Annotated in this window: 13 protein-coding genes, 1 tRNA gene and 2 pseudogenes; 7 read left to right on the plus strand and 9 right to left on the minus strand. The window is 59.1% G+C overall.

The features are described from left to right. Positions 1 to 232: 232 nt before the first annotated feature. The 6 genes and pseudogenes from QMX93_RS14715 to QMX93_RS14740 form a co-directional block, all read right to left on the minus strand. The gene (locus QMX93_RS14715; RefSeq protein ID WP_282356701.1) at positions 233 to 790 is read right to left on the minus strand and encodes a Panacea domain-containing protein; all 558 of its coding nucleotides are present in this window, start codon (positions 788 to 790) and stop codon (positions 233 to 235) included. 339 nt (positions 791 to 1,129) lie between these two features. Further along, positions 1,130 to 1,205, minus strand: a tRNA-Phe gene (locus QMX93_RS14720). A 103-nt stretch (positions 1,206 to 1,308) separates the two neighbouring features. Further along, complete coding sequence (locus tag QMX93_RS14725; RefSeq protein ID WP_053116583.1) at positions 1,309 to 1,581, minus strand: oxidative damage protection protein; 273 nt, start codon at positions 1,579 to 1,581, stop codon at positions 1,309 to 1,311. Continuing rightward, a complete protein-coding gene (gene mutY, locus QMX93_RS14730; RefSeq protein ID WP_282356702.1) occupies positions 1,578 to 2,645 on the minus strand; it encodes an A/G-specific adenine glycosylase in 1,068 nt (355 codons plus the stop codon). The genes QMX93_RS14725 and mutY overlap by 4 nt, the downstream gene beginning before the upstream one ends. After that, the gene (locus QMX93_RS14735; protein WP_282356704.1) at positions 2,642 to 4,864 is read right to left on the minus strand and encodes an AsmA family protein; all 2,223 of its coding nucleotides are present in this window, start codon (positions 4,862 to 4,864) and stop codon (positions 2,642 to 2,644) included. The genes mutY and QMX93_RS14735 overlap by 4 nt, the downstream gene beginning before the upstream one ends. A 78-nt stretch (positions 4,865 to 4,942) precedes the next feature. After that, positions 4,943 to 5,083, minus strand: a pseudogene (locus QMX93_RS14740) (aspartate 1-decarboxylase autocleavage activator PanM); the annotation flags it as partial. A 306-nt stretch (positions 5,084 to 5,389) separates the two neighbouring features. Between QMX93_RS14740 and QMX93_RS14745 the strand changes: the two are divergent. The 7 genes and pseudogenes from QMX93_RS14745 (at position 5,390) to QMX93_RS14775 (ending at position 11,367) form a co-directional block, all read left to right on the plus strand. Continuing rightward, positions 5,390 to 7,054, plus strand: a pseudogene (locus QMX93_RS14745) (OFA family MFS transporter). A gap of 270 nt (positions 7,055 to 7,324) precedes the next feature. Beyond that, positions 7,325 to 7,918: an imidazoleglycerol-phosphate dehydratase HisB gene (hisB, locus tag QMX93_RS14750; protein WP_042557195.1), complete on the plus strand. Its 594-nt coding sequence runs from the start codon at positions 7,325 to 7,327 to the stop codon at positions 7,916 to 7,918. Continuing rightward, positions 7,918 to 8,556, plus strand: coding sequence for an imidazole glycerol phosphate synthase subunit HisH (hisH, locus tag QMX93_RS14755; RefSeq protein ID WP_016986340.1), 639 nt, complete (start codon positions 7,918 to 7,920; stop codon positions 8,554 to 8,556). Before hisB ends, hisH begins: the two co-directional genes overlap by 1 nt. Then, a complete protein-coding gene (locus QMX93_RS14760) occupies positions 8,557 to 8,817 on the plus strand; it encodes a DUF2164 domain-containing protein (protein WP_053116588.1) in 261 nt (86 codons plus the stop codon). It abuts the gene before it with no gap. Positions 8,818 to 8,918: 101 nt separating this feature from the next. Beyond that, positions 8,919 to 9,668: a 1-(5-phosphoribosyl)-5-[(5-phosphoribosylamino)methylideneamino]imidazole-4-carboxamide isomerase gene (gene hisA, locus QMX93_RS14765; RefSeq protein WP_053116589.1), complete on the plus strand. Its 750-nt coding sequence runs from the start codon at positions 8,919 to 8,921 to the stop codon at positions 9,666 to 9,668. Between the two features lie 90 nt (positions 9,669 to 9,758). Beyond that, positions 9,759 to 10,529, plus strand: coding sequence for an imidazole glycerol phosphate synthase subunit HisF (hisF, locus tag QMX93_RS14770; protein ID WP_053116590.1), 771 nt, complete (start codon positions 9,759 to 9,761; stop codon positions 10,527 to 10,529). A gap of 82 nt (positions 10,530 to 10,611) precedes the next feature. Further along, entirely contained in the window at positions 10,612 to 11,367 is a 756-nt protein-coding gene (locus QMX93_RS14775; RefSeq protein WP_053116591.1) for an ABC transporter substrate-binding protein, read from the plus strand. A gap of 188 nt (positions 11,368 to 11,555) precedes the next feature. Here the strand turns inward: QMX93_RS14775 and QMX93_RS14780 are convergent, their stop codons facing one another. The 3 genes from QMX93_RS14780 to QMX93_RS14790 are packed head-to-tail and all read right to left on the minus strand — an operon-like array spanning position 11,556 to position 14,975. Next, the gene (locus QMX93_RS14780) at positions 11,556 to 12,332 is read right to left on the minus strand and encodes a divergent polysaccharide deacetylase family protein (protein WP_282356708.1); all 777 of its coding nucleotides are present in this window, start codon (positions 12,330 to 12,332) and stop codon (positions 11,556 to 11,558) included. Between the two features lie 2 nt (positions 12,333 to 12,334). Continuing rightward, positions 12,335 to 13,654, minus strand: coding sequence for a S41 family peptidase (locus QMX93_RS14785; RefSeq protein WP_053116593.1), 1,320 nt, complete (start codon positions 13,652 to 13,654; stop codon positions 12,335 to 12,337). 34 nt (positions 13,655 to 13,688) lie between these two features. Next, positions 13,689 to 14,975, minus strand: a complete 1,287-nt coding sequence (locus QMX93_RS14790; RefSeq protein ID WP_053116594.1) for a murein hydrolase activator EnvC — start codon at positions 14,973 to 14,975, stop codon at positions 13,689 to 13,691. Positions 14,976 to 15,162 lie beyond the last annotated feature (187 nt).

Consider the following 15,162-nt stretch of genomic DNA (forward strand, 5'->3'; position numbering starts at 1 on the left):
GCCTCCTTATAGACCACCCAGCTATCCCATCTTACGAAAGGATGGCATCTCGTAGTCAGGATGCATGAAGGATCGTGGTATATCCCTGGTTTTACCGAAGAGATATTTACAGCCAGGACACCGTCGTAGCCATGTTCATGAGAGTAGACGGGATCATTCATCACAATGTGAAGATGATTGGATGGGCCGCTGAGTATCAGTAGAGTTCCTTTTCTTAAAATATTCCCTGGCATCAGATCAACTCAGAAATAGCCCTTCCTAGACTTTTTCGCTCAAACAATTCCCGAGCCAGCATTTCTGCCTGACCTTCGTCCTTGCCAAGCGCCCTGAATACAGCGCGAGGATTGATCGGAGTTGAAGAACGACCCGGATCTACCCACTCTGGCAGGTGCTCATGAGTGTAATCAACGAGCTCCCAGCGCTTCATTCGCCCGAACTGTTCCCAGACGTGCTCCATGATTTCAATATCTGCATCCGACAGCTCGTCCAAATCTTCGACGTCTGTCTGCCCGCGGCTTAGAGATACTTCGAATTGTGCTTCGGAGGTTACCCAGCTTCGCCAGACAGACGACTGGATTTGACCTGTTATGAGGTTGAGCGTTGTAGACAGCACAGGGCCCTGCGCCATCGAGACGTGCGAGTCGTGCGATATGGGGGCGCTATAGCGATCCATCGACTCACGGTCAGCCAGATAAAGCAGCTTCATGAGTTTTATGTAGGCCATGCGTCCGCCGCGTTTTTGCAAAAAGTAAACCGCCATCTGGGCTACTTTTTGTTCGCTGAAGATCACAGTTGAACCCCTTTCCCCAATCCATAGGGACATGTTGAAAATGGTGCCGGATTATCGGCCCGCCAATGTGTTAGTCAAGAACCTCATTAACAGGTTCTGCCCAGCGGTCGCTTGAGGTAACCGCTTGGTGAAAGAGACTGTACATTTGTACAGTTAAAATCGCAATCCAAGAGGGTACCACTCATCTATAGCATGCTTGTGTCGAGCCAGCGAATGACAGGCTTGAGTGAGTGCATAGGAGTGGCAGTTTAGGTCGCTAAAGATGCAGGCGATTTCAACGTCTGCCAAATCGCAGACATAAAAAAACCCTGAATCTTGCGATTCAGGGTTTTCGGTATTTGGTGCCCAGAGACGGAATCGAACCGCCGACACGGGGATTTTCAATCCCCTGCTCTACCGACTGAGCTATCTGGGCAACGGGGCGCATTAAAAGGGTTTTTCGGATTTACGTCAACGACTTTTTTAAAATTTCTTAAATTAATTCCGTCGCTTACGATCCGACCCCCGATTTCCGGGGTTTACTCTGCAGGTGGAACGTAGCCTTCGGCTTGAGCGTATTCCTCGCCGGAGAAGTACTTGTCCATTTCGCCCTGAAGATATTTGCGGTCTTCGGCGTTCATCATGTTCAAACGCTTTTCATTGATCAGCAGGGTCTGGTGTTTCTGCCAGTCGGCCCAGGCCTTGGCCGAGACGTGGTCAAAAATATCCTGACCTTTAGCGCCCGGGAAAGGGGCGCGTTCCAGGGCTGGCAGTTCTTCTTTGTACTTGCGGCACATTACGGTGCGGGTCATGGCGACTCTCCTGCATTCAAGACGGCGGCCGCGCGTTCGAGCAAGGTTTTGACCGGGGCGGCGAGGCCCAGGCGCGGCGGGGTGGCGAGGTTATACCAGAGCCAGTCGGCCTCGGCCACGTGATGGGCGGCTTCCTGTACCTGAACCAGCCAGGGTTCGATGGACAGCTGGAAATGGCTGAACGTGTGGACAAGGCTCGGCAGCGCCTGCTGTTCGCCCATGGTCAGCGCGTGCTGATCGGCGAGGTGTTGCAGGTCGTCGAGGTCGTCGAGTTCCGGCAGGCTCCACAAACCGCCCCACAAACCGCTCGAGGGGCGACGGTAAAGCAGAATCGCGCCGTCGCCGTTGGCGAGCATCGGCATCAGCGTGCGCTTCTGCGGGATGGCTTTGCGCGGCTTGGGAATCGGGTAGCGGGTTTCGAGGCCGAGCATGTGCGCTTCACAACCACGCTCCAGCGGACACAGCAGGCAACTCGGCTTGCTGCGCGTGCAGAGTGTGGCGCCGAGATCCATCATCGCCTGGGTGTAGGCGTTGACCCGATCGTGGGGCGTAAAGCGCTCAGCGTTGGCCCAGAGCTGTTTGGCCACCTTTGGCTCGCCGGGGTAGCCCTCTTGCGCAGTAAAGCGCGCCAGCACGCGTTTGACGTTGCCGTCGAGGATCGGCGCGCGCAGGCCCATGCTGATGCTGGCGATCGCGCCGGCAGTGGACAGGCCTATGCCCGGCAGATCGGTAAGCTTTTCAACGTCGCGCGGAAACTCGCCGCCGTATTGGCTGACGACGATCTTCGCGGTCTTCTGCAAATTGCGTGCGCGGGTGTAATAACCCAGGCCAGTCCACAGGTGCAGCACCTCGTCTTCCGGCGCTTCGGCGAGCGCTTCGACCGTCGGCAGCGCGGCCATGAAACGGTCGAAGTAATTGAGCACGGTGCTGACCTGAGTCTGCTGCAGCATGATCTCCGACACCCACACCCGATACGGATTGATGTCCTGCTGCCAAGGCAAATCGTGGCGGCCGTGGCGGTCGAACCAATCCAGCACCGCCGTGGAAAACTGCTCCGATCTCATCGCTTGAACAGCCCCTTCAGTGCGTTTTTCAATTCCGGGCTGACCTTGTCACCGAGTTTCTCGTCGATCTTGTCGCTGAGCTTGTCGCCAGCCAGTTTGGTCGCGACCTGACCGAGTCGATCGTTGTCGACGCGGCAGGCTTTCGCGCCCAGCTCCAGCGGGCCACGGCAGCGCAGCGGCCACTCGATGCCGACGAACTTTTCGCCGACCTGACAGGCTGGATCCGGCATCGCACTGGTGTCGCCTTCGACGATGATGCCGACGCGGTAATCCATGCCGAGCACGCGCAAATCGATGTCGCCATCACCGTTGACGGTCATGCCGGGGATGCGCACTTTCAGATCCGGGTTGCTGGCGATGCCGTTGCGGAAGGTCAGGTTGCCCTTGAGTTCCTGGAACGGCGTGTCTTTGCCGCGTGGCTCGCCGCTGAGGGTTTTGCGGTTGAGTGTGGCGATGCCTTTGCACAATTGCTGTTCAAGGTTGGCGTTGAGCAGCACGCCGTTGTTGATCACGAAACTGGCGTTGCCGTTGAGGCTTTCGATCAGCGCTTGCTGGCTGTTGCCGTTGCCGGTGACGTTACTGGTGAGGGTAACCAGACCTTTCACCGGCGGATTCTTGCCTTGGCTTTCGAGGATTTTATCGACCGGCACGCGGTTGAGCTTGGTCTGCAAATTCAGCACGGGCGCGGTTTGGCGGACATCAAGGGTGCCATTGGCGGCGAAGTTGCCATTGTACAGATCACCGCTCAGATTGGTCAGGGTCAGCAAGCCGCCCTGGCCGGTGGCTTTCAGTGCGGCGTTCTGGATCGGCAATTTGTCGAGGGTCAGTTGGCCGAAAGTCAGATCGGCGTCCACATTGAGCTTGGCCAGACGTTCCACCGGCAGCAGGCGATCGGTGCTCCACGCGGTTTTGGTCGGCTTGTCCGGCAGCGGCGTACTGCCGGCGCCGGCCATGGCATCGGCCTCGGTGCTGGCGACTTCGGCCTGACGTACTTGCGTGGCGTTGGCGGCTTTTTCCGATTTCGGCGGCAAGTAGCGGTCGACGTTGAAGGTGTCAGCCTTGAGGATCGCGCGCAGCGATTGCTTGGCGAAATCCTCGACGGCGATGCGGCCGCTGAAGCTGCTGTCGTCGACTTTCAGGTTGATGTTGTCGAACGCGACGCTGGTTGGCGTGGCGGCAATGCGGCTGACCAGTTCGACTTTGCTCAGGCTGCCGGCGGCCATCGCTGGAAGTGTCTGGCCGATGCTGTCGACGAATTTCGCCAGATCGAACTGAGCGATGGAGAGGCCGCCAGTGATCTGCGGGGTTTTATCGAGATCGTTGGCTTTCAGTTCGCCCAAGGCGCGCAATTGGTTGGCGGAGATCTTGATTCCCGTCCATTCGGCGACGTTCGCGGCTTTATCCAGCGAAACCTGGCCTTGAGCCGAGAAGGTCATGGCCTTGCCTTGCAGCGGATCACCAGTCAGTTCGCCGGACAATTTCATGTCTTCGAACCTGTAGCGTTGCAGCGCGCGCTCGATGCGCAATTCGCCGTTCAGCTCGGTGCGCACCCGCAGCATCGGCTGATTGGTGCTGAGGAAAGCGGTGGCCTTCAACGGAATATTGGTCGAATCGTGAACCGCGCCGGTGCTCAACTGGATGCTTTCGGCGCTGAACTGCTTGCCGGTCCTCTCGTCGTTGTATTCAACGCGGGCGTTGTTGACGGTCAGGCTGTCGATGTCGAGGCGGATTGGCTGAGGTGGTTTTTCCGGTGTTGTCTGAGTTTCGCTGGCCGCTTGATTGGCTGCGACAGGTGGCGTTGCACCGGCAGGCTGCGGCAGCTTGCCAATGTCTTCCCAGTTGCCATGACCGTCCTTGTCGCGGTTCAGGCGCAGGTTCAGGCCTTCGACGCGCACGTCGCTCATCTGCACTTCACGGCGCAGCAGCGGCAGCACACGCACGGACAGGCCGAGCATCTGCAAATCGGCGAACGGTTCGGCCGGTTTGATCAGGGTGGCGACGCTGGCCTCGTGCAATTCCAGGCCGAGCCATGGGAACAGGCTCCAGCCGATATCGCCATTGAGCGTCAGCTCGATGTGGGCCTTGTCGCGGGCTATCTGGCGGATCTCGTCTTTATAGTCGTTGGGATCGAAGAGGTGGGTCAGGGCAAAGCCTGCCGCCACGATGATCAGCAACAGCCCGAGAAGTACCAGACCCAGGATTTTGCCGAACGCTTTCATGGGCGAGTCCTTGTAATTAGTCGAATTCGTAATTTAGCCGGGGAGTATAGCGCTGCAAATGCCCGGTTCGGTGTGGCTTCATGTTGCCAGTACCTCGGATGGCACGTGCAACTTCGCCGCGATGGCCAGAGCTTCAGGATGTCCGGCAGGTGCCAGCAGGCGCAGTTCGGCCCCCGCTTGCGACGCCATTTTCCGGACTTGGTTCACCCGTCGTTCAGCAAAAATTGCCCCGTGTAGGAGCTGCGGAACGCTGCGATCTTTTGATGTTTTTCAAAAACAGGATCAAAAGATCGCGGCCTTCGGCAGCTCCTACACGGGTGTAGAGATCAGATGACATGAAAAAGGTGATATCAGTTTGGTTTTTCTGTCACCTGCAAATGGTAACCTTCGCCCCGTTCGTCCGTCCCTCTGCGACTTAACGTCGCGCCTTCAAGGAGCTTCACCCAAAAAACGGTCATGCCTGCGTGCATAAGGCCGAGGGTGAACAGTGGCTGGCGAACCATACTAATAATTGGGGGATACACAATGAGCACGAGCATTACGGCGGACGGCCTCAGCGCCGCCCAGCCTGCGTTCCTCTCCAAGGAGCGCATCATCGCCAAGCCCGGTTTCAACCGCTGGCTGGTTCCACCGGCCGCGTTGGCCATCCACTTGTGCATCGGCATGGCCTACGGTTTCTCGGTCTTCTGGTTGCCGCTGTCCAAGGCGCTGGGCGTCACCGCGCCAGTGACTTGCGCGCCGGACATGAGCTTCATCGCACAAGTGTTTTCGTCGCAATGCGACTGGCCGATCTCCATGCTCGGCTGGATCTACACGCTGTTCTTCATCTTCCTCGGTTGCTCGGCAGCGATCTGGGGTGGCTGGCTGGAGCACGCAGGGCCGCGTAAGGCTGGCGTGGTGTCGGCACTGTGCTGGTGCGGCGGTCTGCTGATTTCGGCGCTGGGTATTTATACCCACCAGATCTGGCTGATGTGGATTGGCTCGGGCGTGATCGGCGGTATCGGTCTCGGTCTGGGCTACATCTCGCCGGTCTCGACCCTGATCAAGTGGTTCCCGGACAAGCGCGGTATGGCGACCGGCATGGCAATCATGGGCTTCGGTGGCGGCGCGATGGTCGGTGCACCGTTGGCGACGGCGCTGATGAGCCACTTCGGCTCGGCTGAAGGTGTTGGCGTCTGACAGAGCTTCGTGGCCATGGCCGCGATCTACTTTGTGTTCATGATCGGTGGCGCTCTGTCGTACCGCGTGCCGCCAACCGGCTGGAAACCTGAAGGCTGGACCGCTCCGGCGAAGAAAGCCGCGAACGCGATGATCACCAATCGTCACGTACACGTGAATGTGGCGTGGAAAACCCCGCAATTCCGTCTGGTCTGGCTGGTGCTGTGCCTGAACGTTTCTGCCGGTATCGGCATCCTCGGCATGGCGTCGCCACTGTTGCAGGAAGTGTTCGGCGGCAAGCTGCTGGGCGTTGATGTGCCGTTTGGTCAGCTCGATGCCGGTCAGTTGGCTTCGATCGCTGCGATCGCTGCGGGCTTCACCGGTTTGCTGAGCCTGTTCAACATCGGTGGTCGTTTCTTCTGGGCTTCGTTCTCGGACTACCTGGGCCGCAAAAACACCTACTTCGTGTTCTTCGCCCTGGGTTTTGCCCTGTACGCGCTGATTCCGAACATGGGCCATTTGGGCAACGTGGCGCTGTTCGTGGCGGCGTTTTGCATCATTCTGTCGATGTACGGCGGTGGTTTTGCCACTGTTCCAGCGTATCTGGCTGACTTGTTCGGTACGCAAATGGTTGGCGCGATCCACGGTCGTCTGTTGACGGCCTGGGCGGCGGCTGGTGTGCTCGGCCCGGTGCTGGTGAACTACCTGCGTGAATATCAGCTGAGCATCGGCGTTGAACGCGCTGCCGCTTACGACATCACCTTGTACATCCTCGCCGGCCTGCTGGTGTTGGGCTTCCTGTGCAACATGCTGGTACGCCCGGTGGCCGACAAGTACTTCATGACCGACGCTGAACTGGCCGCCGAACAGGCGCTGGGTCACGACAAAGGTGCTGATGCCAGCACGGTTCTGGAGTGGAAAGCCGCGCCGGGCAGCAAGCCGCTGGCGATTGCTGCTTGGTTGGCCGTGGGTATTCCGTTGGCGTGGGGTGTGTGGGTAACCCTGCAGAAAACGGCGGTACTGTTTCACTAAGGTCGCCTGTACCTGATCGTTCCCACGCTCTGCGTGGGAATGCCTCCCGTGACGCTCTGCGTCACATTCGAAGCGGACGCAGAGCGTCCCGGGCTGCACTCCCACGCAGAGCGTGGGAGCGATCATTGCCCTTTATGGCTTGTATGGACATGTCTACCCGCGACAGCCGGGCGTTCTATCCGTCAGCCATATCACCTCTCGTGTTTCTGTTTGCGCCCCGCGTGCCTATAATGGCTGCCTTTTTCGCCCAATGATTTTGCGGAGCTGGTGATGGCCGAACGTAAGGCTTCTGTCGAGCGCGACACTCTGGAAACCCAGATCAAAGCCTCGATCAACCTTGATGGCACCGGAAAGGCCCGATTCGATATCGGTGTTCCTTTTCTTGAGCACATGCTGGATCAGATCGCCCGTCACGGGTTGATCGACCTGGATATTGAATGCAAGGGCGATCTGCATATCGACGACCACCATACGGTGGAAGACGTCGGTATCACCCTCGGCCAGGCGTTTGCCAAAGCCATCGGCGATAAAAAAGGCATCCGTCGCTACGGTCATGCTTACGTGCCGCTCGATGAAGCGCTGTCGCGCGTGGTGATCGACTTCTCCGGTCGTCCAGGCCTGCAGATGCACGTGCCGTACACCCGCGCCACCGTCGGTGGTTTCGACGTTGACCTGTTCCAGGAATTCTTCCAGGGCTTCGTCAACCATGCGTTGGTCAGCATGCACATCGATAACCTGCGCGGCACCAACACCCACCACCAGATCGAAACCGTGTTCAAGGCTTTCGGCCGCGCGCTGCGCATGGCCGTCGAACTGGATGAGCGCATGGCCGGGCAAATGCCATCGACCAAAGGCGTTCTGTAATGCAGACGGTTGCAGTTATCGATTACGGCATGGGCAACCTGCACTCGGTGGCCAAAGCCCTCGAGCACGTCGGCGCCGGTAAAGTGCTGATCACCAGCGATGCAGCAGTGATTCGTGAAGCGGATCGCGTGGTGTTTCCCGGTGTTGGCGCGATTCGCGATTGCATGGCGGAGATCCGTCGCCTCGGTTTCGATTCGTTGGTGCGTGAAGTCAGCCAGGATCGTCCGTTCCTCGGCATCTGTGTCGGCATGCAAGCCTTGCTCGACAGCAGCGAAGAGAACGATGGCGTTGACTGCATCGGCCTGTTTCCGGGCGCAGTGAAGTTCTTCGGCAAAGACCTGCACGAAGACGGCGAACACCTGAAAGTCCCGCACATGGGCTGGAACGAGGTGAAGCAGAAGGTCAGCCACCCGCTGTGGCATGACATTCCGGACATGGCGCGTTTCTACTTCGTGCACAGCTACTACATCGCTGCCGCCAATGCGCGGCAAGTGGTTGGTGGCGGCCATTACGGTGTCGATTTCGCTGCGGCGCTGGCCGATGGCTCGCGCTTCGCCGTGCAGTTCCACCCGGAGAAAAGCCATACCCATGGCCTGCAGTTGCTGCAGAACTTCGCGGCGTGGGACGGTCGCTGGTAAATGGCTGCCAAGAAAACCAAACCGCCGATTCTGACCCTCACTCCCGAACAGGAGAACGAGGCCAATCGCAAGATTCAGCGGTTCATGGAAGACCGTTTCGAACTCGATCTGGGATCGTTCGAAGCGGGGGAAATTCTTGAGCTGTTTACCCGCGAAATTGCTCCGCACTATTACAACAGGGCGATTTTCGATGTTCAGACCCACCTCAAAGAGCGGTTTGAAAGCATCGAAAGCGACCTGTGGGCGCTCGAAAAAAATTAGGAGCAGCTGCAAGCCGCAAGCTTCAAGCTGCAAGAACTGGTACACCGCATGCTCGCAGCTAGTCGCTTGCAGCTTGCCGCTCTTTTGACGAAGGAAAAAGCATGCTGATTATTCCCGCTATCGATCTTAAAGACGGTGCCTGCGTACGTCTGCGCCAGGGCCGCATGGAAGATTCCACAGTGTTCTCCGATGACCCGGTGAGCATGGCTGCCAAGTGGGTGGAGGGCGGTTGCCGCCGTCTGCATCTGGTCGATCTGAACGGTGCGTTTGAAGGCCAGCCAGTCAACGGCGAAGTGGTCACCGCGATCGCCAAGCGTTACCCGACCCTGCCGATCCAGATCGGTGGCGGCATCCGTTCGCTGGAAACCATCGAACACTACGTCAAGGCTGGCGTGAGCTACGTGATCATTGGCACCAAAGCCGTGAAAGATCCGGCGTTCGTCGCTGAAGCCTGCCGCGCGTTCCCGGGCAAGATCATCGTTGGTCTGGATGCCAAAGACGGCTTCGTCGCCACCGATGGCTGGGCTGAAATCAGCACCGTGCAGGTCATCGATCTGGCCAAGCAGTTTGAAGCCGACGGCGTCTCCTCGATCGTTTATACCGACATCGCCAAAGACGGCATGATGCAGGGCTGCAACGTGCCGTTTACCGCTGCGCTGGCTGCCGCTACCAAGATCCCGGTGATCGCGTCCGGGGGCATCCACAATCTCGGTGACATCAAATCGCTGCTCGACGCCAAGGCGCCGGGCATCATCGGCGCCATCACGGGCCGCGCGATTTATGAGGGCACGCTGGATGTGGCAGAAGCCCAGGCTTTCTGCGATAGCTACGCGACCAGCTCCAAGCTGTAAGCTGCGAGCTGCAAGTTAGAAGCGCGACCGCGTCCGCTCTTTCTTGCAGCTTGAAGCTTGAAGCTTGCAACTCTTAATCGGAGATTAAGCATGGCTCTGGCCAAACGCATCATCCCTTGCCTGGACGTGGACAACGGCCGGGTCGTCAAAGGTGTGAAGTTCGAGAACATCCGCGACGCCGGTGACCCGGTAGAAATCGCCCGTCGCTATGACGAGCAGGGTGCCGACGAGATTACTTTTCTCGACATCACCGCCAGCGTCGATGGTCGCGACACCACGCTGCATACCGTCGAGCGCATGGCCAGTCAGGTGTTCATTCCGCTGACCGTCGGCGGTGGCGTGCGTACCGTGCAGGACATCCGCAATCTGCTGAATGCCGGTGCGGACAAGGTGTCGATCAACACCGCTGCCGTGTTCAATCCGGAATTCGTTGGCGAAGCGGCGCAGCATTTCGGCTCGCAGTGCATTGTCGTCGCCATCGACGCGAAGAAAGTTTCCGGCCCGGGCGAAACCCCGCGTTGGGAAATCTTCACCCACGGCGGGCGCAAGCCAACCGGCCTCGATGCCGTCGAGTGGGCGAAGAAAATGGAAGGCCTTGGTGCCGGTGAAATCCTGCTGACCAGCATGGATCAGGACGGCATGAAAAACGGTTTCGACCTCGGCGTGACCCGCGCGATCAGCGACGCGCTGGGCATTCCGGTGATTGCTTCCGGCGGTGTCGGCAACTTGCAGCACTTGGCTGACGGCATTCTCGAAGGCCACGCCAGCGCTGTGTTGGCGGCGAGTATTTTCCACTTCGGCGAATACACCGTGCAGGAAGCCAAGGCCTACATGGCTAAACGCGGCATCACGATGCGTTAAGCGTCAAAATCGATACAGGCCAGTGGACACCATGGCGCACCCAAGGCACTCTTGGGCACGCCATGGATTTCGGTAGCCCAACATGATCAAACGCCTGCTTCTAGTTCTCGCCAGCGCCTCTCTGTTGCTCATCAACACGGCCCGCGCCGAAACCAGTCCCGACACCGATCTGGTGCTCCTTACCGAAAACTTCCCGCCGTACAACATGGCGAAGAACGGCAAAAATTTCGCCCAAGGCGAAAACATCAACGGCATCGCCACCGACATCGTTCGGGAAATGTTCCAGCGTGCCGGCGTCACTTACAGCCTGACCCTGCGCTTTCCTTGGGAGCGCGTGTACAAGCTCGCCCTGGAAAATCCTGGTTACGGCGCCTTCGTGATGGCGCGCCTGCCGGATCGCGAAAAACTCTTCAAATGGGTCGGCCCGATCGGCCCGGATGACTGGATCCTGTTGGCCAAGGCTGACAGCAAGATCACCCTCGAAACCCTTGAGGACGCGCGCAAATACAAGATTGGCGCGTACAAGGGCGATGCGATTGCCGAGACACTGACCAAGCAGGGCTTGAAGCCGGTGGTGGTGTTGCGCGATCAGGACAACGCCAAGAAGCTGGTCAACGGGCAGATTGATTTGTGGGCGACGGGTGATCCGGCCGGGCGCTATCTGGCGCGACAGGATGGGGTGACGGGGCTGAAGACGGTGCTGCGCTTCAACAGCGCTGAGCTGTATCTGGCGCTGAATAAAGATGTGCCGGAAGAAACCGTGAAGAAGCTCCAGGCCGCGCTGGATCAGATGCGCAAGGATGGTGTGGTGGATGACATCATGGGACGGTATTTGTAGCGCTTATCAGATCGCTACCCCCTCACCCCAACCCTCTCCCCCAAGGGGGCGAGGGGGAAAGGGAGCTGATCTATGTGCTTTTCAAAACCTGAGTTCGACTCGGTATTGCAAGTCGGTGCAGCTGTCCCAATCAACTCGGTCAGCTCCCTCTCCCTCCGGGAGAGGGCTGGGGTGAGGGGCTTCTAAAGTCAGCGGTAAACGCCATCCTTGCCATGAGCCGCAGTCGCCTTGTTACTGCGCACACTGATCATCTGCCGGATATCAATCCACTCAATCCCCTGAGCCTTCAGCTTCGGCAATTCCCGCTCCAGCACCGCCAGTGTCTGCGGGTAAGGATGCCCGATCATCACCGCCGAACCCTGCTTGTGCGCCAGGCTGATCGCCGTCTGCAACTGCGTGTAAATTGCCGCTTCCGTGCGCTCATCATCAAGAAACACATCCCGCGAAACGCTCGCCAGATCGATCTTCTGCGCCTGCTGTGCGGCGACGGTCTGCGCACTGGTGCGGCTGTCGACGAAGAACTTGTGGCGGCGCTGCAACTCGCCCATCAACCACGCCATCGCCACTGGTTGCGCAGTCATGCGGCTGCCCATGTGGTTATTGATGCCAGCGGTGTACGGCACCATTTTGAACGCGGCGTTCAGGCGTTTTTCCAGTTCTTCGATGGGCAGTTCGGGATGCCAGGCGTAAGGCCCGGTGGCCGGATCCATTGGCATGTGCAGGATGACGATCTTGCCGGCGCGATGGGCCTCGCGGGCAAATTCGGTGGCGTGCGGGGTGTCGGGCATGATCGCCGTGGTCACCGGGCCGGGCAGGGCCAGCACGCGGCGATCCCTGGGCAGGTTTTGCCCCAGGTCATCGATGATCAGACTCAGGTAGGCCTTGTGAGTCTTTGGGCTGACGGGCTCTGCATGAGCAGCACCCGCCAGACAGCACAACAGAACGAAGACGAAACGCAAAGACATCCTCAACGGCCGGACGTAATGCTCAGCCCTTTGAGCAGGCTCAGGGCCTGGGCCAATTGGTAGTCATCATCCTGCGGCATGGCTTTAGGCTTGGCGCCCGAGCCGGTCGGTTTGTCGGCGCCGCCGTTGCCGTTACCCAAGTGACCTTGCAGGTCGGCTTCTTTGAAGTAATCGCCGTCCGCCTCGTTGGTGATCTTCGCTTTGCGCACTTCGATGTCCGGGACGATGCCCTGCGCCTGAATCGAGCGGCCGTTCGGCGTGAAGTACAGCGCGGTGGTGATCTTCAGCGCGCGGTCGTTGTTCAGCGGCAGCACGGTTTGTACCGAGCCCTTGCCGAAACTGGTGGTGCCCATGACCACGGCGCGTTTCTGATCCTGCAAGGCGCCGGCGACGATTTCCGAGGCCGAGGCGCTGCCACCGTTGATCAACACCACCATTGGCACCGCTTCGCTTTCGTCTTTGCCGGTGGCGGAGAAGCGCAGTTCGGAGTTGGCGATGCGACCCTTGGTGTAAACGATCAGGCCTTTGGTGATGAAGTGGTCGACCACTTCCACCGCTGCCTGCAACACGCCACCCGGGTTGTTACGCAGGTCGAGAATGATGCCGTTGAGCTTCTTGCCGTTGTCCTTGCGCAGCTTGGCCAGAGCCTTGGAGACCTCTTCGCCGGTCTTGACCTGGAACTGGGTGATGCGGATGTACGCATAGCCGGTTTCCAGCAGCTGCGCCTTGACGCTCTTCACCTGAATCACTGCACGAGCCAGGGTCACGTCGAACGGCGTGCCGCCATCGCGAACCAGGGTCAGGGTGATTTTCTGGCCGATCTTGCCGCGCATTTTGTCGACGGCTTCGGTCATGGTCTGGCCGCGAGTCGGCTGGCCGTTGATCTTGACGATGAAGTCACCGGCCTGGATACCGGCCTTCGATGCCGGGGTGTCGTCGATTGGCGAGACGACTTTGATGAAGCCGTCTTCAGCGCCGACTTCGATACCCAGCCCGCCGAACTCTCCGCTGGTGCTTTCCTGCAGTTCGGTAAAGTCCTCTGGGCCGAGGTAGGCCGAGTGCGGATCAAGGTTGCTGAGCATGCCCTTGATCGCGTTTTCCAGCAGGGTCTTGTCGTCTACCGGCTCGACGTAAGCGGCTTTGATCCGATCCATGACCTCGGCAAAGGTGCGCAACTCTTCCAGCGGCAACGGCGCCTTGGAGGTCGCGGCTGTGCCTGCCGGAGCGACGGCCGGAGCCGGTTGAGCGGCGAACGCCAGAGGCGCGCCGATCACCAGGGCGATCGTCAGGGCCAGCGAGGTAAGACGGGACAAATGCAGCATGTCGAACGAACTCCTAATGTAGGTGACTCAACGCCTATCCTTGCGCGCGGCACCATTGCGCCGGATCACTCGGGTGACCCTGCTGACGAATTGCGAAATACAGCGCTGATGTGTCCTGACCGCCACTGTTACCGACAGTGGAAATCGACTCACCGGCTTTGACCACATCACCCGCTGACTTGAGCAGCGTCTGGTTGTGGCCGTAAAGACTCAAAAAACCGTTGCCGTGATCGAGGATCACCAGCAGCCCGGCGCCACGCAACCAGTCGGCGAACACCACGCGCCCGCCGTGCACGGCATGCACCTGGCTGCCGGCGGCGGCGCTGATCATCACGCCATCCCACTTGGTACGGGCGTCGTCGCCACGGCTTTCACCGAAGCGCGCCAGTAGTCGACCATCAACCGGCCAAGGAAGTTTTCCCCGGGTTGCAGCAAAAGCGCCACCGAAGGTCTCGCCGCTGCTGGAAACCAGCGCGCCGGGCGTCGATTTGGCGGGTTTTCGTGGGGCGTCGGTGTTTTCCGCCTGCGCCTCACGCAAGCGCTTTTTTTCCGCTTCCTGCTGGGCGATCAGCGCTTTCTGCCGCGCTTCTTCTGCCTCACGGGCCTGACGGGCCAGGGTTTCTTCAATGGTTTTAAGGACTTTAGACAGGTCTGCCTGATCCTGCTCGCGTGCGGCGAGTTTCTGATCGCGGGCCTTTACGTCGTCATTGAGCTTGGCGAGCACCTGCTGACGTTCCTTGCGGACTTTTTCCAGTTCGTCGCGCTGGGTGTCGAGGCTGCTTTTCTGCACCAGCAATTGCGCCTGTTGCGCGGCGATGTCCTGTTCGACATTGGCCAGTTGGCGCAGGGTTTCGTTGAAGTTCTTCAACTGCTCCAGGCGGGCCTGGCTCAGGTAATCGTAATAGGTGAGGGTGCGGGCGAATTTCTCGGGATTCTGCTGGTTGAGCAGCAGCTTGAGGTACTCCTGCCGACCGTTCTGATAAGCCGCACGGGCCTGAATGGCGATCAGTCGCTGCTGTTCAGTGCGCGCGCTCTGGAGTTTTTTTTTCTCTGCATCGAGTCGCTGCAGCTCGGATTCGCTTTTCTGCAGTTCTTTCTGCAGCGCATCGACCTGCTTCTGCAGCTTGCCCAGCTCGGTTTCCGTGCCCTTGAGCTCTTTCTGCACGCCGGATTTTTCTTCCTGGACTTTGCCCAGCAGCTTTTTCAGCTCGGCAATGTCCTGACGCGTGGCGTCCAACTGCTGTTGGGTTTGCGCGCGCTCGTCAGCGAAGGCCGGTTGGAGCAGGCATGTCAGAGCAAGGGCGATCAGGACGCGAAGCATAGGGGCGGGCGGCACCAGGGTAAGGGACGGCCTAGTATGCCCGCCCGAGGCTGCAAAAAAAACGCCCAATTGGGGCTGTGTGATAACTGGCCTGAAAAACACTGCAAACCAATGTAGGAGTGAGCCTGCTCGCGATGGCTTACTGACATTCAACAGAGTAGTTGACTGTCAGATGGCTATCGCGAGC

The organism is Pseudomonas sp. PS01303, assembly GCF_029959385.1.
Classification (GTDB): Bacteria; Pseudomonadota; Gammaproteobacteria; order Pseudomonadales; family Pseudomonadaceae; genus Aquipseudomonas; species Aquipseudomonas rustica.